This is a genomic window from Pectobacterium carotovorum, assembly GCF_900129615.1.
Lineage (GTDB): Bacteria > Pseudomonadota > Gammaproteobacteria > Enterobacterales > Enterobacteriaceae > Pectobacterium > Pectobacterium carotovorum.
On sequence record NZ_FQWI01000005.1, the window covers coordinates 266,663 to 290,809 of the forward strand.

Annotated in this window: 19 protein-coding genes; 5 read left to right on the forward strand and 14 right to left on the reverse strand. The window is 55.8% G+C overall.

The window, feature by feature from the left end; all coding sequences use genetic code 11:
* Genes BUB06_RS12595 through BUB06_RS12605 form a run of 3 tightly spaced genes read right to left on the reverse strand, consistent with a single transcriptional unit; the run spans position 1 to position 2,188 of the window.
* On the reverse strand, positions 1-813 hold the full coding sequence (locus BUB06_RS12595; protein WP_048329255.1) for an amino acid ABC transporter ATP-binding protein: 813 nt from the start codon (positions 811-813) through the stop codon (positions 1-3).
* 23 nt (positions 814-836) lie between these two features.
* Positions 837-1,502 carry an amino acid ABC transporter permease gene (locus BUB06_RS12600; RefSeq protein WP_039471379.1) on the reverse strand — a complete coding sequence of 222 codons (666 nt, stop codon included), beginning with the start codon at positions 1,500-1,502 and terminating at the stop codon, positions 837-839.
* An 8-nt stretch (positions 1,503-1,510) separates the two neighbouring features.
* A complete protein-coding gene (locus tag BUB06_RS12605) occupies positions 1,511-2,188 on the reverse strand; it encodes an amino acid ABC transporter permease (RefSeq protein ID WP_039471380.1) in 678 nt (225 codons plus the stop codon).
* A gap of 274 nt (positions 2,189-2,462) precedes the next feature.
* On the opposite strand from BUB06_RS12605, the gene BUB06_RS12610 reads away from it, so the two are divergent.
* Positions 2,463-3,872: an MmgE/PrpD family protein gene (locus BUB06_RS12610; protein WP_039471381.1), complete on the forward strand. Its 1,410-nt coding sequence runs from the start codon at positions 2,463-2,465 to the stop codon at positions 3,870-3,872.
* A gap of 34 nt (positions 3,873-3,906) precedes the next feature.
* On the opposite strand, the gene BUB06_RS12615 is transcribed toward BUB06_RS12610, so the two are convergent.
* From BUB06_RS12615 to BUB06_RS12625, 3 genes are all read right to left on the reverse strand, one after another.
* Entirely contained in the window at positions 3,907-4,740 is an 834-nt protein-coding gene (locus tag BUB06_RS12615; RefSeq protein WP_039471382.1) for a transporter substrate-binding domain-containing protein, read from the reverse strand.
* A 318-nt stretch (positions 4,741-5,058) separates the two neighbouring features.
* On the reverse strand, positions 5,059-6,282 hold the full coding sequence (locus BUB06_RS12620) for a sensor histidine kinase (RefSeq protein WP_072012995.1): 1,224 nt from the start codon (positions 6,280-6,282) through the stop codon (positions 5,059-5,061).
* Positions 6,283-6,287: 5 nt separating this feature from the next.
* A complete protein-coding gene (locus BUB06_RS12625) occupies positions 6,288-6,977 on the reverse strand; it encodes a response regulator (RefSeq protein WP_010298952.1) in 690 nt (229 codons plus the stop codon).
* Positions 6,978-7,158: 181 nt separating this feature from the next.
* Here BUB06_RS12625 and BUB06_RS12630 point away from each other — a divergent pair, with 181 nt between their 5' ends.
* From BUB06_RS12630 to BUB06_RS12640, 3 genes are read left to right on the forward strand one after another with little or no spacing between them, the layout of a single operon-like run.
* Positions 7,159-7,974, forward strand: a complete 816-nt coding sequence (locus BUB06_RS12630; RefSeq protein ID WP_051982089.1) for a MipA/OmpV family protein — start codon at positions 7,159-7,161, stop codon at positions 7,972-7,974.
* A gap of 22 nt (positions 7,975-7,996) precedes the next feature.
* Positions 7,997-9,079: an efflux RND transporter periplasmic adaptor subunit gene (locus tag BUB06_RS12635; protein WP_039471387.1), complete on the forward strand. Its 1,083-nt coding sequence runs from the start codon at positions 7,997-7,999 to the stop codon at positions 9,077-9,079.
* Complete coding sequence (locus tag BUB06_RS12640; protein WP_039471389.1) at positions 9,079-12,156, forward strand: efflux RND transporter permease subunit; 3,078 nt, start codon at positions 9,079-9,081, stop codon at positions 12,154-12,156. Before BUB06_RS12635 ends, BUB06_RS12640 begins: the two co-directional genes overlap by 1 nt.
* A 58-nt stretch (positions 12,157-12,214) precedes the next feature.
* Here the strand turns inward: BUB06_RS12640 and BUB06_RS12645 are convergent, their stop codons facing one another.
* The 5 genes from BUB06_RS12645 to BUB06_RS12665 form a co-directional block, all read right to left on the reverse strand.
* Entirely contained in the window at positions 12,215-13,396 is a 1,182-nt protein-coding gene (locus tag BUB06_RS12645) for a mandelate racemase/muconate lactonizing enzyme family protein (protein ID WP_010278017.1), read from the reverse strand.
* Between the two features lie 41 nt (positions 13,397-13,437).
* Complete coding sequence (locus tag BUB06_RS12650) at positions 13,438-14,172, reverse strand: alpha/beta fold hydrolase (RefSeq protein WP_039471391.1); 735 nt, start codon at positions 14,170-14,172, stop codon at positions 13,438-13,440.
* A 234-nt stretch (positions 14,173-14,406) separates the two neighbouring features.
* The gene (locus BUB06_RS12655; protein ID WP_039471393.1) at positions 14,407-15,906 is read right to left on the reverse strand and encodes a SulP family inorganic anion transporter; all 1,500 of its coding nucleotides are present in this window, start codon (positions 15,904-15,906) and stop codon (positions 14,407-14,409) included.
* A 199-nt stretch (positions 15,907-16,105) separates the two neighbouring features.
* The gene (gene lepA / locus BUB06_RS12660; RefSeq protein ID WP_039471395.1) at positions 16,106-17,905 is read right to left on the reverse strand and encodes a translation elongation factor 4; all 1,800 of its coding nucleotides are present in this window, start codon (positions 17,903-17,905) and stop codon (positions 16,106-16,108) included.
* A gap of 311 nt (positions 17,906-18,216) precedes the next feature.
* Entirely contained in the window at positions 18,217-18,543 is a 327-nt protein-coding gene (locus BUB06_RS12665; protein WP_039471397.1) for an EthD family reductase, read from the reverse strand.
* A gap of 318 nt (positions 18,544-18,861) precedes the next feature.
* Between BUB06_RS12665 and BUB06_RS12670 the strand changes: the two genes are divergently transcribed.
* Entirely contained in the window at positions 18,862-19,773 is a 912-nt protein-coding gene (locus tag BUB06_RS12670) for a LysR family transcriptional regulator (protein ID WP_039471399.1), read from the forward strand.
* On the opposite strand, the gene BUB06_RS12675 is transcribed toward BUB06_RS12670, so the two are convergent.
* From BUB06_RS12675 to BUB06_RS12685, 3 genes are all read right to left on the reverse strand, one after another.
* Positions 19,774-20,892: an alkene reductase gene (locus BUB06_RS12675; protein ID WP_039471401.1), complete on the reverse strand. Its 1,119-nt coding sequence runs from the start codon at positions 20,890-20,892 to the stop codon at positions 19,774-19,776.
* A 110-nt stretch (positions 20,893-21,002) separates the two neighbouring features.
* Positions 21,003-22,307: a lytic murein transglycosylase gene (locus tag BUB06_RS12680; RefSeq protein ID WP_039471403.1), complete on the reverse strand. Its 1,305-nt coding sequence runs from the start codon at positions 22,305-22,307 to the stop codon at positions 21,003-21,005.
* A gap of 261 nt (positions 22,308-22,568) precedes the next feature.
* Positions 22,569-24,071, reverse strand: coding sequence for an efflux transporter outer membrane subunit (locus BUB06_RS12685; RefSeq protein WP_039471409.1), 1,503 nt, complete (start codon positions 24,069-24,071; stop codon positions 22,569-22,571).
* Positions 24,072-24,147 lie beyond the last annotated feature (76 nt).

Sequence of the window (24,147 nt, forward strand, 5' to 3'; positions counted from 1 at the left end):
CTAAAAGGAGCGCTCGGCAAAGCGAGCAAGGAAGGCTTGCGTACGAGGTTGCTGCGGATTTTTGAGCACCTGTTCGGCGCTGCCCATTTCATGGATCACGCCATTCTCGATAAAGATGACGCGGTCGGCGAAGTGATAGGCAAATCCCAGTTCATGGGTGACCAGCAGCAGCGTGCGACCTTCCTCCGCGAGCGCCCGAATGGTGTGCAGCACTTCGCCCACCAGTTCTGGATCCAGTGATGATGTGGGTTCATCGAACAGCATAATCTCCGGCGACATCGCCAGCGCACGGGCAATCGCCACGCGCTGCTGTTGCCCGCCGGACAGGCTGGCGGGGCGAGCCTCTTGCTTATTGCCCAGCCCGACTTTTTCCAACTGTGCTTTGGCGATGGTATCCGCTTCATGCCGTGGCATTTTCTTTACCGACAGCAGTGCTTCACGCACATTCTCCAGCACGGTCAGGTGGGGAAAAAGATTGAATTGCTGAAACACCATCCCTACGCGTTCCCGCACGGCGCAAAGCTGCTTTTCCGGGTAATCACGCTGGCCTTTGGCATCCGTTTTCCCCAGAACCACACCATCCAGTTCGATGGTGCCAGCGCTGGGGATCTCCATGAAATTCAGGCAGCGCAGCAGCGTACTTTTCCCCGAACCGCTGCCGCCGATGATGGCGATTTTTTCACCGCGCCGCACATCCAGATCGATACCTTTCAATACCTCAACGGCACCGAAGCGCTTCTGGAGTCCGCGAATGCGCAGAACGACATCCTCATTCAGGTCTATATCTTCACGCAGAACTTTATCTTCACTCATAGCAATCCTGTGTTGCTGTCAGGCTAGGGGGTGGAACGGAAACGACGTTCAAGTCGTGCGGCAAGGTAGCTCCCCGGCCAGATCAAAACGAAATAGAGCAGTGCCACCACCGTCAGAATTTCCAGCGGACGATAATAGGTGCTGCTCAGCAGTCGCCCTTGGTACATCAGTTCATTGACGGCCAGTATCGAGGCCAGCGAGGTGACTTTAGCCAGCTCGATCATCCGGTTGGTTAAGGCGGGCAGCATGTTACGCAGTACCTGAGGCAGAACCACACGCCGTAAAATGACCGAGTGACGCATCCCCAGCGCTTTCGCGCCCTCCCATTGCCCGTGGTCGATGGATTGCAGTCCGGCACGGAAAATCTCCGTACAGTACGCCGCGCTATAGAGCGTCAGTGCCAGCGCGGCGGCGCCGAACGTACTGAACTGCAAACCAACCAGAACCGGAAAGGCGTAATAGAACCAGATCAGTTGGATCAGAACGGGCGTATTACGGAATATTTCGACAAAGCATCTGGCAGGCAGCGATAGCCAGCGTTTGCCAAATACGCGAAACAGACCGAGAACCAGACCCAACGCAGTTCCCAGCGCGCCGGCCAGCAACCACAGTTCGAGCGTGACGCCAAGGCCTTTCAGCAGCACGGGAATGTTGTGCCAGACCAGCGAGAAATCCCATTGATAATGCATGCTATTCCTTACGCGAGTCGACGGTCTGCCAGTGACAGCCGTTTCTCAATATGTTGACTGAACAGGCTAATCAGCAGCAGCAGGGTGAAATACATCACCGCCACCAGACTGTAGACTTCCAACGGTCGGTAGGTTTGGCTGTTGATCTGCATCGCCTGATAAAGCAGTTCGCTATAGGCCAGTGATGACGCCAGCGACGTGGATTTGATGAGTTCAAACGAGCGCTCAATAAAGGGCGGGATCATCCGGCGTAACGCCTGTGGGAGAACGACCCGGCGCAGCGCTGTTGATTTCGACATCCCCAGCGCTTTGGCGCCTTCCCATTGCCCCGTGTGAATAGAGGAGATCGCGCCACGGTAGACTTCGGCGTAGAACGCGCCGGACTGTGCAGACAGCGCGATCACGGCAGCGGTGAAAGGCGAAAAGGTTAAGGGCGTAATGACGGGCAGGGCGTAGTAAATCCAGAAAAAATGCACCAGCGCAGGCGTATTACGGTAAAAGCCGATCAGCATCACGGCGGGCAGACGCATCAGTCGTCGGGGCGACATTTTCATCGCAGCGAGCACCATGCCAGCGACCATACCGATCAGGATGCTGGTCGCACCGATCTTTATCGTTCCCCATAGCCCCTCCAGCAGCAACTGGTGATAGGGCCAGATGGCGGAAAAATCCCACTGATACGACATAAATATAGCGCCCCTGAAAAGTGCGTATACCCGTCATACTTCAAGTTGCATGTGCGTTGGCTTCACTTAGTCACCCGAATCACTTACCTGAGTAAGCTCATCGGGATTCCCTCGCTTGCCGCCTTCCTGAAACTCGAATTATTTAGGGTGAATTAGGAAATACGTTTCTTATTTTGTTAGAACCTATGCATCTTAGCAGGTCGAAAAAATGATAAATAAATAATAAAACGTGGTGCTAATATTCCTTTTATGTATAACAAATGACGATTTTTCGATGACTCACTCTGCCGTATTACCTCTGACGCTGCGTCTGGCGACCTTTGCTCATCGGTTGACGATTCAGGACATTCCTGCGGCGTTAAGACGAAAAATCGTGCTGCATTTTATCGACAGCCTCGGCTGCGGCATTGCAGGCGCACATAGTCAGGTGGTGCGGGACTGCGCGCGCGTCACCCGCCTGCACTACGCAGCAGGTAACAGTCCAATAGTGGATGGCGGAGCGCCGCTAGCCGCCATCGGCGCGGCCTTTTTGAATGCGGCGGCGATCAATGCGCTGGATTACGATGATGGCTATGAGGTTGCTGGGCGCGGTATGGGGCACCCCGGTGCCACGCTGGTTGCTGCCGCGCTGGCGGCACTCGGATCGCGCCCGATCGACGGCGAAACGCTGATCTGTGCACTGGCTGCGGCGTATGAAATCAATGGGCGAATAATTCAGTCTCAGCAGCCGACTCAGGCGCGTTTTCAGCAGGTTTACGGCGTGTGCCAGCATGAATCCATCGGAGCGGCGGTGGCCTACGGATTACTGACGGGATGTGATGCCGCAGGAGTAGAGAACGCCATCGGTTTGGCGGCGTCGTTGACGCCGTTGCCTAGCTTACACAAATACAACTGGCAGCAGCGGCCGCTGGTGTCTTTCAAGGATTACAACGCCCCTGCTGCGGAGTCGGGCGTCCGTGCTGTCGAGCTGCATCGTGGCGGGATTATCGGCCCAAGAGATGTGCTGTCCGGCGAACAGGGATTCTGGCGCATGATGGGTTCTGACTGCTTTGATGAAGCGGCATTGATTACCGGCCTGGGAGAACAATGGGCGCTTCAGCACGCCAGTTTCAAAGCGTATCCGGCCTGTCGCTGGATACATACCGCGCTGGAATCCTTCGAGCGCCTACAGCACGAATTGGCGTTATTGCCGCAGGACATCGACGTTATTCGGGTAAAAGGAAGCCAGAGGCTGGCCGCTGATTTTATGGATACGCGACCGCAAAATGAAACGGACGCACAGTTCAGCCTGCCGTTTGCGCTGGCCTGTCTGGCCTACCGTATTCCGCGCCATCGCTGGAGTGCCGATGAGACCTTAGCCAACCCGGTGCTTCAGGCGTTGGCCGATAAGGTTCACGTTGAGGTGTCGCCCGAGCTTGACCAGCTTATGGCTCAGGAACGTCGTCCGGTGTTGCAGGTTGATGTTGTCACGCAGGGAAAGGTGGTGAACGGTGAGCGCATTGCGTTTCCGCTGGGGTGTGCGGAACATCCGTTAGCGGAAAGCCGCATCATGGCGAAATTTGCGGAGAATCTGTCGTCCCGACTTGCCCCAACACATGTTGCGGAGGCAACGGCGGCGTTATCCGAACTTGAACAATGTCAGGATGTCGCCGCGCTGCTGACCCCGCTAATGGGGGGGGCCTGAATCCGTTCAGGACCGTTCTGTTATCCGATGCCAATTATTTCCAGTCTTCTTTAATGACCGATGGCACTTTGCTGACGTCCACGCCGCGCAATTTGAGCGCCTGCTCATAGTAGTGCTGCGTCTTGCCGGATTTATACAGTTTGGCAAATTCGTCATTCAGGAAGTTATGGAAGGTCTGGTCGGTTTCTTTACGGATGGCTCCGCTGGTGCTGACCTCGATAATCGGCTTCGGCAAAATCAAATTACCTTTGCCGACTTTAGCCTGTTGCAGTGCCAGCGCCGGATGGAAGTAAGACAGGGCATCGACACGACCGGCATAAAACGCCGCTACGCCTTCATCCATATTCGGGAAACGTACCAGCTGTGCCTTGGGCAGGCGTTTGGTCAGAATCAGGTCCGGGCTGGAACCCAGCGTCACACCGATCTTAACATCTTCCCGATTGAGGTCGTCCCAGTTGGTCACAGCGATACCATCGCGAATCAGCACGCCTTGCGCATACCAAAAGAAAGGCTGTTCAGGAAAATCGACCGCTTTTTTCCGCTCTTCCGTCGGGTCGAGCACCAGCATGGTATCGATCTGGCCGGTTTGTAAGGCAGCGATAGCATTGCCCCACGTGGTTTCCACCGTCACCAGTTTTACCCCCAGATCGTTTGCCAGCTCTTTGCCGATGTTATAGCCGATGCCGTCCCATTCTCCGGTCGACGGATTTTTAAAGTACCACGGCTCACCCTGTGCCACGCCGATGCGTAATTCACCGGTCTGTTTGATGTGTTGCCAGGTTGAGGTTTGCGTTTCCGCAGCCTGACTAAAGAAGGAGGCGCTAATCAGCGTTATCGCCATGAATACCTGGTGAAGAGAACGTTTCATTATAATTACCCTGATGGTTGAGTTTTAATCGAGGCGATATATTTCGCTCATGCAGAGTAGCGAAATACTTATAGCGAAATTAGTTCTTTTCGCCTTATCTCATTCCAGATAAATATAACGATTCATTGAGAGGACAATCACGCTGGCATGCGGTCAGTCCCCGCTGTAGCGCGTGGTGTCTGAGGTTGTTCTGTTTGTCTCGCCATGTAGCCGATGAGTATTGCCACGATTTACCGTGTTGTCCCCCTGCGACAAGGCATAGCAATAATTTCGCTATGCTTTTTCGTTATTGGCAATTGCCGACGGTACGCCGCTCTGTCATGCCGTACGCGGCAGGGTCATGATGATAACCAATCCACCGTTCGCCCCTCGTTCTGCATGACTTTTCGCATGAGATTCAGCCTTAATCGTGCCGCCATGTGCGGTGATAATGGCCGACGCGATGGAAAGCCCCAGCCCGCTGCCGCCGGAGTGCCTTCCGCGCGAATGCTCGGCACGCCAGAAGCGGTCGAAAAGCAGGGGCAGTGATTCTGGCTCAATCCCCGGGCCGCGATCGGTGACGGTAATCTGCCAGCACGGTGCGCTTTCTCGTCCCGCTATTTCGCGCACTTCAATCGCCAGATAGCGGCCGTCGCTGGCGTAGCTTAAGGCATTTTCAATCAGGATAGAGAACACCTGTCCCAACCGTTCACGGTCGGCAAGGCAAAAGTCGTTCTGTTCGATATCAACATGCGTCTGAAATCCGGCTTGCTCTAACTGGGGTCGATACCAGGTCAGCCGCTCCGTAATGAGCTCGTCGAAGTAGAAAGGAGTGTGCACCAGTGGCAGTTGTCCGGCTCTGGCCAGTGACAGAAAATGCAGATCCTGAATCACGTGATTGAGCTGTTCGAGCTGTTTGATGACCATTGCCAGCTGTGATTTATCCTGCGGGAAGACGTCATCCATCATGCCCTGAACGCGGCCCATCGCTGCATTTAACGGCGTACGCAGTTCATGGGCTAACGCCGCGCTGGATTCACGAAGCTCCCGCTCATAGCGTTCCAACTGTGCCGTCATGTTATTAAAGTCGTCCGCCAGCGTGATGAGTTCCATCGGCGCCTGCTCGACGCGCTGCGTGCGGGTATCGAATTTTCCCTGTGCGACGTCGCGTGCGGCGTTGGCGATATTGGAGAATTGCTGTGACAGCGGACGCGCTCGCCACAGCACCACAATCACCATAGTAGGCAAGGCGATCAACACCATGATGGCCAGTATCAGCCAGTCGCTGCTGGCAATATTCGGAACGAACATATCCGGGCCGTAATACTGGTTGATAATCTCCTGATAGCGAGGATTGCCGTAATCTTTCTGTGCGGTGAATTGCTTAAATTCCGTGAGCACCGCATCCGGCATGTGCTGTTCGGTATAAATGTTGTAGATGGCGAAGCGCAGCCACATCAGGCCTGCGATGGTGATCACGGCGACGAGCAGCAGAGAAATGATGCGGAAACACAGCCAGCGCCACAGCGACATGTTTTCTGACAGAAAGATCGACTTTTTCATCATACTCACCGGAATCGATAGCCGACGGAGCGGACGGTGACGAGCACATTGATGATGTTGTACTGATTGAGTTTTTTTCTCAGGTTGTGGACGTGCGTATCCACCACGCGTTCCAGCGCCTCGCTTTCCGGCAGACAGGCTTCGAGTAATTCTCCCCGGGTGAAGGCGCGGTTCGGCGCTTTGAGCAGCGTCACCAGAATATTGAATTCGGTCGGCGTCAGATCGAGAACGACGGAGTCTGATGGCGATACCGCAATACTGGCCGTCACGGAGGTCGGATCAACCGAGAGATTTTCAAATGTCAGGGTGGCGTCTTCCCGGATGGCGTAACCGGTTCGTCGCAACACGGCCTGCACCCGCGCCACCACCTCCTGCGGGTTATAGGGCTTGACGACATAATCATCTGCGCCGTAACGCAGAGCGCCAATTCTTTCCGGGTCGTCGCCGATGGCCGTCACCATAATTACCGGAATATTGCTGCGCTGCCGCAGGGCGGACAGCACCTCGGAACCGTTCATCTTCGGCAGCATCACATCCAGCAGAATCAAATCGGGTTTGCTGGTCAGCGCCATGTGCAGGCCTCGTTGTCCATCAGACGCAATTGACACCTGATAGCCATCGCGCCGCAGATAAGCCTCAAGCACGCTGGCTGCATCCATGTCGTCTTCAATAATCAATACCCGTTTTTCCGCCATCGCGAACCTCTTGATGAAATCTTAAAAAACCACACAGCGTTTCTTGACTATGCATCAGCATAATCCGCCACGGTGCTGAAAAGCCAATAACTGTTGTACTAAAAAGTGTACTGAAAAATGTGTGCTGACAATCCGGGAAAAGATGGCGGATGCACGATTACCGCATAAAAAGAGGTGCTGTGTGAACATAACAAAAATGATTTTATCCACCTGTCTGTCTACCGTCGCGCTGTCCAGCGCGGCATTTGCTGAGGCGGCGGAAGATGTACCTGCGTCATTTTGGGGCGACCATACGGACGTTACCGTGGGGGCTGTTGGACAGAATGCACCGCGTTACTCGGGGAGCAAAGACCGTCAGACCCGTTTGATGCCTACCCTGACCGTGCAACGTGGCGCACTTTATGCGGATTCTTCGCACGGCATCGGCTGGCAATACCAGTCTCCTTCCGGTTTTTATTTCGATAACGCGGTGGGATATGACATGGGAAGGGATGACAAAAAAAGCAGTTGGCGTGCGGGTTCGAACCACCTGAAAGGCATGGGGAAAATTAAAGGATCGGTGATTACCACCGTCACGGCGGGATATCAGTTTGCACCCTGGCTGGCGCTGGAGGCGAGTGGCGAATTTGCACTGAGTGAGCGTGCGCGCGGTAATCAGTATCGCGTCGGAGCAAAGAGCACCGTGTGGCAATCAGCAGCAAAGGATGACGTGCTGGCACTGTCGGCGGACATGCTGATAGGGGATGCACGCTTTAACCAAACCTATTACGGCGTGACGCCGCAGCAGAGCCGCCGTTCTGGCTTGGCCGCCTATCGTGCCGACAAAGGCGTCTATGGCTATGCGCTGGGGGCGAACTGGACGCATCAATTTAGCCCCGCGTGGTCAACTAACGTGGCGGTGACGTCAACCTGGCTCACCGACAAGGTGGCGGATAGTCAGGTTGTGGAACGACGCAATGATACTGGCGCCACGTTGGCCGTTCTGTATTCGTTCTGATGCCATTTGTTGAGAGGTTGTAATGATGGTTAGCCGTTTTGCCTTCTGTCTGCTGTCAGCCGTGTTCCTGAGCGGCTGCGACAGCGCTGATGATGCGCCCGTGCCTCCGCCTGTCAGGCCGGTGAAAACGCAGCTCGTCATGCCGGCGATGAATCGTGAACCTGTGTCGTTGACGGGAGAGATTCGTCCGCACGAAGAAACGGTACTGGGTTTCCGTCTGGATGGACGCGTGCTTAATCGTCTGGTGGATGTCGGTGCATCCGTGAAGCGCGGCGATGTGATTGCGACGCTTGACGCGCGCGACAGCGAAAACCAGTTGCGCAGCGCACAGGCGGATTTAGCCAGCGCAGCCTCGGCAGAACGGTTGGCGAAAAGCAATTTCTCCCGTATGAAGGCGCTGGCACCGGGTGGGGCAATTGCGCGGGTACAGCTTGATGAAGCACAGGCAAACTGGGATGCCGCCGTTTCCAGACGTGAAAGTGCACAGGCTACCGTCAAAGGGGCGCAGGAGCGCCTCAGCTACACGCAACTTACGGCGGCACAGGACGGTGTGATCACGACGGTCAGCGTGAACCCCGGTCAGGTGGTCAGTGCCGGGCAGGAGGTGGTCCGGCTCGCTTCGCTTGACGGGCGCGATGCGGTGTTTGATGTGCCGGAGCGTCTGGTCAATCCGTCGCTGCCTTCGCGCGTTATCCGCGTTTCACTGCTGTCTGAACCGAGCGTTCAGGCAGAGGGGCGCGTACGCGATATCAGTCCGCAGGCCGATCCCGTTACGCGAACCTTCAGGGTGAGAGTCACGTTAACCTCGCCACCAGCGGCGATGGTGCTGGGTGCCAGCGTGAATGGTGCGATACAGCAGTCCGACACCGCTGTCATTGAACTTCCCGCGTCTGCGCTCACGCGTCAGGGGGACAAACCTGCGGTCTATGTCGTGAACGCAGAAGCCCAGACTGTGCGTTTGCAACCGGTGACCATCGCGCGCTACAGCGACACGGCGATTTTCGTCGCCGAGGGGCTGAAACAAGGCGACCGCGTGGTGACCGCAGGCGTCAGTAAGCTGCGACCGGATGAAAAAATTCGGCTGGATGAAGAGGGGCGTCGCTAATGGCACAAGAACCGCAATCGGCCGCACGCTTTAATCTGTCCGCCTGGGCGCTGGCGCACCAGCAGTTTGTCGCGTTTATGATGTTGGTGATTATGGCGGCAGGCGTGATGAGCTATCAACGCTTGCCCCGTAACGAAGATCCGGCATTTACCATCAAATCTGCCGTGGTGTCTGCGGCCTGGCCGGGAGCCACGGTGAGCGATACCGTGAATTTCGTCACCGATAAGCTGGAGAAAAAATTACAGGAAACGCCGTATCTCGATTACGTCGAGAGCTATACCCGCGCCGGGGAATCGGTGGTTTTCGTTAACCTGCGTGATGATACGCCGCCTTCCGCCGTGCCGAATATCTGGTATACGGTGCGTAAGAAAATGACCGATATCGCCAGTTCGTTGCCTGATGGCGTCAGCCCACCGGCCGTGAATGACGAGTTTGATGATACGTTTGGCACCATCTACGGCTTCACCGCCGACGGTTTTTCACCGCGGGAACTGCGCGACAAGGTTGACGATATTCGCTCTGCGTTACTGAGTGTGCCGGATGTTGGTAAGGTCGACATGCTGGGGGTGGAAGAAGAACAGATTGTGGTGACGTTCTCCCCCCGACGGCTGGCTGGGCTGGGGTTAGATCCGCAACAGGTGATTGATTCACTCAAGGCGCAGAATGCGGTCACGCCCGCCGGCATTATTCGCACCGAGGATGAGAAGGTCGCCGTGCGCGTCAGCGGGGCGTTTACCTCCGAGCAGAGCCTGCGCCAGATTACGTTACGCATCGGTGGGAAATTTGTTCCGCTGACCGATATCGCCACCATTAGCCGTGAAACGGCGGAGCCGCCGTCGCCGACGTTTCGGGTGAATGGCGAGAAAGCGATTGGGTTGGCAATCTCTATGGCACCCACCGGAAACATGCTCAATTTCGGTCAGGCCATTCGCGATAAAATGAACGTGATTGCGACGCAATTGCCGCATGGGATTGACATGACGCGCGTGGCCGATCAATCGGAAGTGGTGAAAGGGGCGGTCGGCGGTTTTATCAAAGTGCTGCTGGAAGCCGTTGCCATTGTGTTAGCGGTCTCGTTCGTCTCTCTTGGCAGCCGCGCCGGATTGGTCGTTGCCGCGTCCATCCCGATTGTATTGGCGATGACCTTTATTGGCATGGAGATAACCGGTATTGGCTTACAGCGTATCTCACTCGGGGCGCTGATTATTTCGCTGGGGCTGCTGGTGGATGACGCCATGATTACGGTGGAAGCGATGGTGTCGCGGCTGGAAGAGGGCTGGGATCGCAAACGGGCGGCTGCCTGGGCGTATGAAAGCACAGCCTTCCCCATGCTGACAGGGACGCTGGTGATGATTGCCGGGTTTATTCCCGTCGGGTTTGCCTCATCAAGCGCGGGCGAATACTGCTTTTCACTCTTTGTCGTGGTGCTGATCGCCTTGCTCAGTTCCTGGATCGTGGCGATTCTCTTTTCCCCGTTGCTCGGTGTCTGGCTGTTGCCAAAAACGTTTCGTCACCAGCATAACGAACCGGGACGAGTTGGCCGTTTTTATCGCCAGTGGCTGCAACGGGCGTTGGCAAAGCGGGGAATGACGTTACTCATCGCGGTGCTCTTGCTGGTTGTTGCCCTGTTTGGTGCCACCCGACTGGAGGGCGAGTTTTTTCCCGCGTCGGATAGGCCGGAACTGCTGGTCAGCCTGACGCTGCCCGCGAATGCCTCACAGACGGCGACGGAAGCGCAGGCAAAACGGCTGGAAGCCATTCTGAAAGATGACCCAGACGTTGACCATTTCTCTACCTATGTTGGGTCGGGGGCGGTGCGCTTTTATCTCCCGATGGATGTGTTGCTGAGTCACGAAAATATCGCGCAACTGGTGGTGGTGGCAAAAAGTCTGGAGGCGCGAGACGCGCTGGCAGCAAAACTGAATCAGGTACTTGAGCGCGATTTCAGCAACATTGTGGCGCGCGTGTCTGCATTGGAATTGGGGCCGCCGGTGGGCTGGCCGCTTAAATATCGTGTCGCGGGACCGGATATTCATCGCGTCCGTGATATTGCCCAAGGGCTTGCCAGTCTGGTGGGAAGCCAGACTGATGTGCGCGAGGTCAACCTGACGGCGGGGGAGCCGGAACGTTCGGTGAACGTGGTGCTGAATCAGACCGAAGCGCGTGCAGTTGGCATCAGTTCGCAGGATGTGGCTAGTATGCTGGCGGCGATATTCTCAGGTTCAACGCTGACCTCTGTACGTGATGACAATCGACTGGTGGATGTGGTCGTTCGCGGTACGCCGCAGGAGCGACGAGATGTTGCTACGATCGCGAATCTGCAAATCCCGATTGCAGATGGGCGTTCCGTCCCGCTGGGACAGATTGCTACCGTGGCGTACGGCGTTGACGATCCGATTATCTGGCGACGTCAGCGTGAACCGTTCATTACGGTGCAAATGGATGTCGCACCCGGCGTGCGGGCACCTGCTCTGTCTGAAAAACTGGCACCTGAAATTGAACGCTATCGCGCCGCGTTGCCTGCGGGGTATCACATCACGGAAGGCGGCGTGGCGGCGGAGTCTGATAAAGGCAATGGCTCCGTATATGCGGTGTTGCCAGTGACGCTGTTGGTGATGCTGGTGCTGTTGATGATTCAGCTCCAGCGCATTTCTCGCATGGTATTGGCCTTCCTGACCGCACCGTTCGGCCTGATCGGCATTGTCGCCGCCATGCTGCCGACCGGCACGCCAATGGGGTTTGTGGCGCTGCTGGGGGCGATTGCACTGGCGGGAATGATTATTCGTAATGCCGTTATTCTGATTGGCGAGGTCGATCTGAATGTGAAAAACGGACAGCCTGCGACAGAGGCGATTGTGAATGCCGCCCACCATCGTTCACGCCCGATAGTATTAACCGCGCTGGCGGCGATCCTCGGCATGATCCCGATTGCGCATCAGGTGTTTTGGGGGCCGATGGCGTACGCGATTATCGGCGGATTGATGGTGGCGACGCTGCTGACCCTGCTGGCACTACCTGCCGCGTTAAGCCTGTTGATGCAGTGGGAAGGGCGGAAAGCGGTTAATCCTACGCAGTAGGTGAAATGACGACAGGTCGTGGCGCGACGCCTGGTCGCCACGACCTGTCGATACGCCGCTATTGATCGACGACGGAACCGTCGACGTGCAGTCGGGTTTTCAGGCCGCGACGGCGATAGGGGAAGCGGTTCTCCAGATCGTCCGCCAGTTCGATACCGATGCCGGACTGCGTCGGTATTTCCATAAAGCCATCCACGCATTTGAAGGTGTTCTTCACCACATCTTTTTTCCGCACGCCGTTCTCGACGCCCGTCGCACCAAATTTTTCCGACAGCGCCGGTTGGTCATCTCCCGGATACTCCAGCAGGGCAAAATTTGGGATGCTGACGGCGATCTGCAAACAGGCAGCGGTAGACACCGGGCTAAGCGGGTTATGCGGCACCACCATCAGATCATTGGCTTCTGCCAATGCGGCCACTTTCTTCGCACCGGTAATCCCGCCGCACATGCAAACGTCAGGACGCACATAGGCGACCGCGTTGCGGCGAATCAGCATCGCGAACTCCTGCGGGTTATTCAGGCGTTCACCGGTGGCGATAGGAATATTGATTTTGTCGGCCACTTCCGCCATCGAATCGAAGTTATCCGCGCCGATAGGGTCTTCAATAAAATAGGGGTAAAACGGCTCAATGCCGCGGGCGAACACCACGGCATCGGCGGGTTTCAGGCGGCGATGGACTTCAATACACAGGTCGACATCGTTCCCGACCGCTTCCCGATAGAGGCCGATGCGCTCGATAGCTTCCCCGATCTCTTTGGCGTGGGTGGTGAAGTAAGGCGTATCGCGTGACTCATCCAGAAACGGTGTGAGATGACCAATTGCGGTAAAGCCGTCTGCTTTGGCTTTTTTCAGATTGGCGATGGTCTCTTCTGTGGTTCGACCTCCCGCGTGGGCATAAACGCGCGCCTTGTCGCGGCAGCGGCCGCCCAGTAGGTTATAAACCGGCGTGTCGTAATACTTTCCCGCGATATCCCACAGGGCAATATCAATGGCGCTGATGGCACCCATGATGGCGGCACCACGGAAATGCCAGCAGCGATACATATACTGCCAGTGATGCTCAATGCGCAGCGGGTCTTGCCCAATCAGGTACGTGCGCAATGCCTCAACGGCCCCTTTGGAGGCATCGAGAAAGCCCCAGGCACCGGATTCGCCAATGCCCGTCAGTCCCTCGTCAGTGGTGACCTCAACAAACATATAGCGGTTCGCGAGAATCACGCGCACGTCGGTAATTTTCATCAATCCTTTCCTTAAGTTAGCCTGCTTAGCATTGAGTCTAATCACAGAGGCGTACGGGTTGTCAACGTTGACGTCAGCAGTGTGGTGAGCGTATCCGGTGCGTCGATCATCGCATCGTGATCGCTGTCGATCGTCAGAAATCGCCAGGTCGGATCGGTCTGAGCGCGTTGTACTGAGGTGGTGAGATAGTTGCCCGCCGCGCGCGTGCAGCGGATGTAGGTCTTCTTCAGCGTCGCTGGCGCAGGTGGTAAGGCTATTGGTTCAAAATAGGTGTTTACTGGCTGCGGTGTCAGGCGGGAATCGACCCACTCGCGATCGGCTTCGTTCACGCCAAACAGCAGTGACGGAAGCGGGGGAATGTGCCACATGGGGTCGCGCGCCGCCTGTGTCTGGTAGGCAGCGATGAGATCGGGCGCGTGATCCAGCAGCTTTTCGCCCGATGTGGGTAAAAACGCATCCAGCAGAATCAGGTGGCTGACGGTGTCAGGCAGTTGATACGCGGCGGCCGTAGCGGGAAAGCCGCCGTAGCTGTGGCCGACCAACGTCACATCGCGCCAGCCCTGTTGGCGGATCGTGTCGGTAATATCGTGAATGTGGGTGGATAAGTTAATGCCGCGCGATAGCTCGTCACGGCGTTCTGCCAGCCCGGTGAGCGTCAATGCCGAAGAGGCAAAGCCTGCGGCGGTAAGCCGCTCGGTCACTCGCGACCAGCACCAGCCGCCGTGCCAGGCACCGTGTATCAACACGAAGGTGGTGGGCGATGTGTCAGCAGACATCGCGACTCTCTGGCGTGCTATCTGTTACAAGGTCGTTTTCTTGCAAAATCAGCGTTGTGGTCATACTTTCCTCCTTTCAATGAGGAGATAAGATAAAGCATCTACCCGTCACGCTTTAGTTTGATTCCTGGTATTCATATCTACAGAAGAGATATACGCCGGTTATTTTTGGTAATCAGCTGCCGCCTTGACCCCGCATAAACGCATGGGACAAGGCGGGTTCGAGCGGTTAGGTTAGAGATGTCCTGACAGTCGCTGGTGAATTTTGGTGCTGTTGGTATCCAGCCCGATGATAGTGACCTTCGCATCGTAGCGATGATAGCGGGTTTCGATCGCGTCGAGCGCTGCCACGCTGGAGGCATCCCAGATTTGGGCGTGCGTCAGGTCGATGGTGACGTTCTGCGGGTCTTGCGCATAAAGAAAGTGCTCGAAGAGATCGTTGCTGCTGCCGAAGAAGAGCGGGCCGCGTACCGTGTAGTGTACAGATTGCCCGTCTTCGCTCACCTGACGCTCCGCGTGAATGACGTGCGCCACGCGGCGCGCAAACAGCAGGATGGCAAAGATCACGCCGCCCGCCACGCCGATAGCGAGGTTTCCCGTCGAGACGGTTGCGACAACCGTCACGATGACCACCAGCGTTTCCGACAGCGGCATCCGTTTCAGCGTGGTTGGGTGCAGGCTATGCCAGTTCATGGTTTTTAGTGCGACGATCATCATAATGCCCGCCAGCACCACCATCGGAATCTTCGCCATGATTTCGCTCAGCCCGGTCACCAGCAGCAACAGCACCAGCGCGGCGGCGAGGGTGGAAATACGCGTACGCGCTTTACCCAACTCCACGTTGACCACGGTCTGCCCGATCATCGCGCACCCGGCAATGCCGCCATAAAACCCAGCGAAAATATTGGAAACGCCGAGTCCCCAGCATTCACGGCGCTTGCTAGACGGGGTATCCGTGATGTCGTCAACCAGTTTGGCGGTTAACAGCGATTCCATCAGCCCAACAAAGGCGATACTCAGCGCGGTTGGCCAGATGATGTGCAGCGTTTCAAAATTGAACGGCACCAGCCACTGGGTGAAACTCGGCAATCCGGGTTGCATAGGGCCTGCATCGCCGACGTTAGGCACCGTGATGCCAGTAAACATGGCAATCGCGGTCACCGTCACAATGGCAACCAGCGGTGCGGGAATGCTTTTCACCACATAGGGCAGCAGCAAAACGATCGCCACCGTTAGCGCAAACAGCAGCCAGACGAGCGAGGATTGCCCATAAACATGTGGCACCTGCGCGGCAAAAATCAGGATGCCCAGCGCGTTCACGAAACCGATCATCACCGAGCGGGGGATATAGCGCATCATCCTCGCTAGCCTTGCCAGCCCAAACAGGATTTGGATGATTCCCGCCATAATTACCGCAGGCAGAATATAGGCTACGCCGTGTACGTGTACCATCGGGCCGATCACCAGCGCCACAGCGCCCGCTGCGGCGGTTACCATCGCTGGTCTGCCGCCGAGAAAAGACATGGTAAAACACAACACGATGGAGGCGAACAGGCTGACTTTGGGATCAACCCCCGCGATGATGGAAAAGGAAATCACTTCTGGGATAAGCGCCAGTGCGGTGATGGTGCCCGCCAAAACTTCGCGCATCAGCAGCGAGGGCGAGCGTAATACAGCAAGCGCTGACGTCGCAGATGGCACTGGCGTCGGCGTTGCGTCGGGTGATGAGATCATAAGTGCAGGCTCTGATTTTTTCTTATTTATCGGTCGATGACGAAAGGCGGGAGAGGATAAATTATCGGCAGGATAAAAGATACTGTCCGCCATCGACAGGTAAGGAAAAGCCAGTGGGGAAACGAAGGGGCGGATAGCGCGTCGTTCTATCCGCCTGCTCGTTGTGCTGTTTCTGTTAATCGCTAGACATCAATAATCACTAGGCATCAATCGCCAGAATGGCCATAAATGCCTCGCGGGGAATGTCTCGTTTTGAGAACCCAACGTTATGCTTTTTATTTTCTCGCTGTTTACGGATCAGTCGCTGTTTCTGCGACAGGCTACCCTGAAAGCCCTGTGCCAATGCGTTTTTGCGCAGCGGAGGGATGTCTTCGCGCGCGATAACGCGATGACCGACTTTTGCCTGAGCTGGAACGGGATACAGCTTACGCGGAATCACGTATTTCAACGCTTTCACGATCTCGGTGGCCCGCGCCCATGCCTTATGGCGGGCAATAATGAAGGAAAAGGCATCGATCAACTGGCTATCGAGATAGATGTCGCAGCGCACTAAATCGGAACGGCGGTAGCGACCTGGCTCATAATCCAGCGTGGCGTAGCCTTGCGTGAGCGATTTCAGCGCATCAAAAAAGCCGAAGATCATCTCGTTGAGCGGCAGATCCCAGTGTAATGTCACGCTACCGTTATCGAGATAGTGCATGTCGATAAACTCCCCACGACGCGAGGCGCAGTACTCCATCAACGCGCCAACGTAGGCATCCGGTGTGTTAATGGTGCAGATAACATAGGGTTCTTCGACGAAGTCCAGCACGTCCTCTCCGGGGAAATGTGCCGGATTATCAATGGTCAGGCAGTGGCCGTTGTGCAGCGTGACACGGTATTCCACGCTGGGTGCGGTGGCAATCACGGAGATGCCGTATTCACGCTTGAGCCGTTCACGAACAATATCCATATGTAACATCCCAAGAAAACCACAGCGAAAACCTGCACCCAGCGAAGCGGAAACGTCGGGAATCTTGTGCAACGCCGCATCGTTAAGCGACAGCTTATTCATGGCGTTACGCAGGCCTTTCAGATCGTCGTCCGCATCGGGATAGAGGCCAGAAAACACCATCGGCTTCATGTCCTGATAGCGTGCAACTGGCTCTGTCGCGGGGCGTTCGGCTAACGTTAGCGTATCGCCCACCCGGATCGCCGCGGCGTCTTTCAGGCCAGCAGCGAGATAACCGACTTCACCGTTTTCCAACGCGGCACAAGGTTGCCGATGGGGGAAAAAAGCACCGGTTTCGGTGACCTCAAAACGTGTTCCTGAGGACATGAAATGCAACGTTGAACCCGCCCGAATACTGCCATCCACCACGCGCACATGCATGATGGCACCCTGATAGGGATCGTAATGTGAATCAAAAACCAGCGCGCGCAGCGGGGCATCAGCGAGCCCTTGCGGTGCGGGGAAATGGTGGGCAATCGCGTTTAGTACCTCGGCCACGCCCTCACCGGTTTTGGCAGAGACAGCCAGCACAGTGCTGATATCCAGCGAAGGAATATCCGCCAACTGCTGCATCACCTGCGGCACGTTAGCCTGCGGGCTGTCGATTTTATTCAGGACGGGCAGGATGGTTAGCCCCTGCTGTCGGGCGAGATTGAGATTGGCGATCGTCTGGGCCTGAACGCCCTGCGTGGCGTCAATCAGCAGAATCGCACCGTCGCAGGCAGCGAGACTGCGGGAGACTTCCGCAGAAAAATCGACGTGCCCCGGCGTATCCACCAGATTGAACTGATACGGCTGACCCTTTTCATCCTGATAGCGCATGCGCACGGTTTGCAATTTGATGGTGATGCCGCGTTCCCGTTCTATCTCCATCGAATCCAGCAGCAGCTCACGCATGTCACGTTGGGCGACGGTTGCGGTCAGTTCGATAAAGCGGTCGGCGAGGGTGGATTTGCCATGATCGACATGGGCAATAATGCAGAAATTACGAATTTGAGGTGTACACATAGAAAAGGCCTTTCACATCATGATGTCTGGCTCGGTATCGCGTGCGACTTGAGAACAGACAGAGAAATTCGCGCTGAAAAAATTCAGCGAAGATGAAAATCAAAAGATGTAAAAGTGAATAGCCGCAGCGATGATAGCGCGTTTTATTTTAGCGTGGCAACTGATGATGCTTGAGATGAGCCGATCCCTGAGAACGAAATACGCGGCTAGCGATAAGCAGTATCGAATTCAGGGGGCAGCTCACTAGGTGGGTTTCCCGGTGCCGCCTTGGGTTCTGACATCCACGTTCTCAGAGGGAAACCTGGAGTCTCTCAGCGTTTTCTCACTTCCGTGATATACGTGACGGCAACGTGGTCGGCAAAATTGGGAACATCCTCAAATGCCTCTTTACCCGTTGGCGAGTTGAAGGCTGCAATCGCATCGTCGATGGAGTCGAACCACAGTTCAGAGAAGCCATCCACCGGCGAGTCTGGATATTTTTCCCGATCGATAGGGTTCAGAACGTATCCCTTTAAGCCGGGCAGGCGCAGGGCGATTTCGGTATGCACCTCATTCCAGTGTTTCACAAACTCTTCAAAGCTCTGACCCTGCTTACGGGTAATAAAACCCACGTGTTTAAAACCTGCTACTGCTGCCATAATGTTCTCCGATGCGTAGATCTAATCTGGATGATTCCAGCCATATTCGTGTGGAGGTGCTTTCATCATCACTGCCGTTGCCTCATGGTTTTTCGCTTTGAGGCATCGCGGTAAATTCGGGCATCACTATGATTGTTTTTTATTTCATGATAAACCGGCTTTCATTCGCCTCTATGTAGACATAAATTCAACAATGAAGGCAGGACGTAAACGGTATCGTGATGTGGAATGCAGTCTGGATCCCGCGACGTTCGCAGGACGTTAGCTTTCAAATCAAGCATGCAGGCTGAACCTGATACGTTTAATGGATAATTGAGTATGCGTACAACCGATCATCTGGGCGGTATCAACGCCTTTGTTACCACGGCACAGCTAGGCAGCTTTACCGCTGCGGCCGAACGGCTGGGCCTGACGAAATCTGCGGTGGGGAAGAGCGTCGGCCGTCTTGAGGAGCGACTTGGGCTAAAGCTGTTTCAGCGATCGACGCGTCGCCTCAGCCTCACGCCGGATGGTGAACGCTTTCTGATCAGCTGTCAGAGCGCCATGGATATTCTTGAGCAGGCAGAAGCCGAGCTGACGTCTCACATTTGTCAGCCTGCGGGGCGGCTCAGGGTGGATTTGCCCGCGGCCTTCGGCAGACAGCGCATTCTTCCGGTGCTGCTGAACATTACCCGCAGCTACCCTGAATTGGCGTTAACCGTGACCTTTAGCGAACGGTTTGTGGACCCGATTGAAGACGGAATTGATCTTGTCATCCGCATCGGTGAACTGGCCGACAGCAGTGGTCTGGTGGCAAGGCGACTGACAACTCAAAAACTGGTCATCTGTGCTTCCCCCGACTATCTGCTTGAGCATGGTGAACCGGTGTCGGTAGATGAACTGAGCCAACACCGCTGTGTGGTTGGGTTTCGCCGGAATCAGCCGATTTCCTGGCTGCTGAAGGAAGAGAATGGGCAGATAACGCGTTATACGCCACCGCCTACGCATGAATTTGCTGACGGTGACGCGATGCTGGCCGCTACGCTTGCTGGATGTGGCTTGTCTCAATTGCCACGTTGGCTGGTCGGTCAATACCTTGAGCGTGGCGAGCTGAAAGAGGTGCTTGCCAGCCACGCCGGCGGTGAAATGCCGATCAGCGCGCTATGGCCTAAAAGCCGCCAACTGCTGCCCAAGATACGTCACGTGGTCGATACGCTGATTAAGGCAGCAGAAGACGGCCAGTTGGACTGATTACTTTTTGTCGTCGGCGACGTCTGAATAAAACGGGTAATCGGTATACCCTTCCTCCGTGCCGCCATACATGGTTGCCCGATTAACGTCATTCAACGGCCAGTCGTTTGCCATACGCTCGGCAAGGTCAGGATTGGCAATATACGGCCGACCAAACGCAATCAGGTCAGCTTTTCCTTCTTGCAGATAGGCTTCGGCGCTCTGTTTATCGAACCCGCCTGCGATAACCAGCGTGCCATCATAGGCTGCCCGGAATTTCTCGACGAACCCGTCAGGAATAGCCTGTTGGCCGAGCGTTTTTTGATCGCTGAGATGGACATACGCGAGCGCACGTTCACCGAGTTTGGCCGCCAGCTGTAGCCAGGTGTCTTCCTCTCCCTCAAAGGCGTGCATATCGAAGAGGCGTCCGAAGGGGGCCAGCCGGATTCCTGTTTTCCCTGAGCCGATAGCGCGCGATACCGCATCCGTGACTTCCAGTACGAAGCGCAGACGGTTCTCAATAGGTGCGCCGCCGTATTCATCATCACGGGTATTCAGCCCGCCATTGATGAACTGTTCCAGCAAATAACCATTCGCCGCATGGATTTCAACCCCGTCAAATCCTGCGCGGATGGCATTCTCTGCGGCGGTGACGTAATCCTGTACCACGGAGGCGATCTCAGCCGCTGTTAGCGCGCGCGGGGTCGTGACCGGCACAGGGCCGGGCTGACCTTTTTCATCCCAGGCGTAGCAGGTTGAATGTTGTGCTCTGACCGCAACAGAACTGACGGGCGCATTGCTATCATTCTGCAAACTGGTATGAGAAATGCGGCCGACGTGCCAGAGCTGAATGAAGATTTTGCCATTGCGTTCATGAACGGCCCGCGTCGTTTTTTCCCAGCCTTTCACCTGCTCGTAGTTATAAATGCCCGGCGTAAAAAGATAGCCCTGGCCCTGAACGGAGATCTGAGCGCCCTCGGTAATAATCAGCCCGGCGGATGCGCGCTGCTGGTAATACGTCGCAGTCAGTTCATCAGCGGTGTCGCCTTGGCGTGCGCGAGAGCGGGTCATCGGTGCCATCGCAATACGGTTAGTGAGTGCCGTATCGCCGACGGTGAAGGAGGTAAATAATTTGTCCATGTTTCGGTCCTTTTATGAAGTACCGACCATGATGGGGAAAGGAAGGGGAGGAGGGAACACCTGTCTGTTCCGAACAGATGTTCCATAAATTCTACCTGTCTTCACGGTGTTTACTGGCAGCGTAATCTGTCAAGCAAGGCAGGGGCGGGGTAGCCATCCGGCGGTAACCCTTCCTGTTGCTGGTAGGTGCGGATCGCCTGCGTGGTGCCGCGGCCAATGTTGCCGTCAATCGCGCCCTGATAGAGGTGCTTTTCCTGTAGCAGAATTTGCAGCGCCTCGCGTTCTTTGCGCGTTAACGGCGTTTCCTGACGCGGCCAGGGTTTGCGTACCGGCGTATCGTGCTGGTAATTATCCGACAACAAGCCGACAGTAAGCGCATAGGAAACGTCATTGTTATACCGCAGAATGGCGCGGAAATTATCCGTCACCAGAAACGCCGGGCCATTCTTCCCGACCGGCAGCAATATTGAGGCTTTCTCCGAAGACAGCGATGCCAGATCTCTCGGTACCGCGGTTTTTACCCCGAGCGTCTGCCAGTCAGCGACGGTTTTCTGGCTATCCATACCAGAAAGGGAATAATCAAAACCGCTGGGCAGGTTCACTTCAACCCCCCAGGGGACGCCCGCCTTCCATTTGGCCTGCTGCATATAATTTGCTACCGACGCCAACGTGTCGGGGAAAGAGGTCCAGATATTAGGGTGGCGATCGCCATCAAAATCTACGGCGTAGTGCAAGTAAGAGGTTGGTATAAACTGAGGCATTCCCATCGCCCCGGCCCAGGATCCTTTTATCTGATCTGGCCGCGCATCGCCGTTTTGAATCATACGTAATGCCGCAATCAGATTCTGCCGGTTAAACGCCCGCCGATAATTGTAGTAATCCAGCGTGGCTAGCGAGCGAATGACCGCTTTGTTGCCAGTATTGGCACCATAATGACTTTCAATGGAGAGAAAGGCGAACAGCAACGACGGATCCACCTGATAGCGCTGATTGATGCGCGCCACGACGTCCGCGTATTGCTTAAGCAGCGTTTTCCCCTGCGCAATATTTTCTGGCGTGACTCGCTGTTCAAGATAGGTCCACACAGGGGTGACCAGCTCAGGCTGTTTTTGCGTGGCTGCCACCACGTCGTTGTCCAGCGTCAGGCCAGCCAACGCCTTATCAAAGGTATCCGCCGTGATTCCCTGAGAAAGCGCCGCCTGGCGCAGTTCCGCTTTCCATTGCTCTACGCTTTTGTCGGGCACGGGGAGACCCGCGGGCGTGTCAGTGACGCCGTGCGATTTCAGCAACCCGTTAATATCCTTGCATTCATGAGGCGTTTGGGCGCATGAACTCAACACCCCGGTACTGATCATCAACACCATGACTCTCGACATCAACAGCATGGATGATGCCTGCGTTCTGTTATTGACCATTTGACTGTTCCATAAGAGAGATACCCATCAGGTATAGAGACGTATCGAAAGCAGGCCCGTAACGTCACTACTGAATCATCGCTGTCGGGCGCCACCATGAAATCGTGCAACCTCTCTTAGAGTAATAGTGCAGCAACACGTCAGAATATACAGACAACCATTGACATAAGTGTCACTAACCACACTCATCCGTAGCATTATTTTTGTTTTCGTAACGGCGTATTGCTGCTAACAGCGTTTGCACTCAGGTTAGTGGGCACCTTATGGCGCTTTTGCTATGGCTTCTGGAGGCTGCCAACCACCGCCGAGAGCCTTGAATGTGGCGACGGCTGCGCGCGCCGATTCGGTTTGCGCCTGAGCCCGGGCATCGGAGGTTTGTAACAGGGTTTCATCGGCGTGAAGGACGTCAATCAGGCTGCTTGTCCCTTTCTGGTAGGCGATGAAAGACGACTGTCGCGCGCTGGCTAACGATGTCTCACCAGCGGTTAACGTTGTGGCCTGCGTTTCACGATTGACCAAGGCCGAGAAGGCGTTCTCAACATCTTCGGTCGCACGGATTACTGACAGGCGGTAAGCCGCCAGCGCTTCGGCTTCCTGTCCCTTAGCCTGATCGATCTGGGCGTTAATGCGGCCGAAATCGAAGAGTCGCCAGCGTAGTCCCAATACGCCCGATGATTGGCTGGCACCGTTGGAGAATAGATTGCCACTCGACACCGACGTTGCGCTGCCGAGTAAGGCGCTGAGCGAGAATTTAGGATAGTACTCGCTGATGGCTACCCCGATGCGTGCGTTGGACGCCGCGAGATGGCGTTCGGCCACGATAATATCGGGTCTGCGGCGCAGCAGATCGGCGGGTGTCCCTGTTGCGATGAGCGCCGGAGGCTGTGGAATGGCCTGCGAGGTAGATAGCTGGGCTCGATGGGTGCCGGGAGGCGTGCCGAGCATCACGTCCAATGCATTCATCGCGGCATCAAGCCCGGTCTGGAGAACCGGCACGGTGGCCTGAACCTGTGAAAGCGTGCCTTCGGTCTGGCGGATTTGATATTCTGCGGCGAGTCCTTTGCTGTGCAGTAGCTGTACTTTATCCAGCAGTTGTTGTTGCGTATTGACCTGTCTAGTGGCGATCGCCAGACGCGTTTGTAATCCGCGCAGGGTGATATAGATGTCGGCAGTCTGAGCGGCAACAGCCAGACGTGTGGCCGCGACGCCTGCCTCGGAAGCCTGATAATCAGCCAGTACCGCCTGACGGCCGCGTCTCAGGCCACCGAATACATCAAGCTCCCAACTGGCGTTAAGGTCGGCTTCATAGGCATTGCCGTAGCGACTATAGCCAGGAACCGTGTTAAGCAACTGGCCCTGTGATGTTTCAACCGACTGATAGGCGCGGGCGCTTTGCCCGCTGATGTTGCCCGATGGCAGCAGCGCCGCCGTTGCTGCGCCAAGCCCGGCTTGGGCCTGATTCATCCGTGCGGACGCCTGGGCTAAATCAAGATTCTGTGCGAGCGCGCTTGAAACTAATTGGCTCAGTAAGGGATCATTGAAACTTTCCCACCAGACCGCCACGTCGGCAGCCTGGGCCGCGTTCCCTGATGTTGTGACAGGTTGTTTTGAGACAGGCTGTTTTGAGACAGATCGTTCTGCTGCGGATTGCGCCTGATAACGCGCCGGTAACGGCGCATCCGGGCGGTGATAATCCGGTCCAACGGCACAACCGGCCATTAAGCTCGTGGTCACCACCAAGGAAAGGGTACGGAGGGATAACATAGTAATTCCTTGAGTCAAAAAATTGTGACCACATTACCATTTGGTTACTCGTTGTCAATCAGGGCTCGGTGAGCTA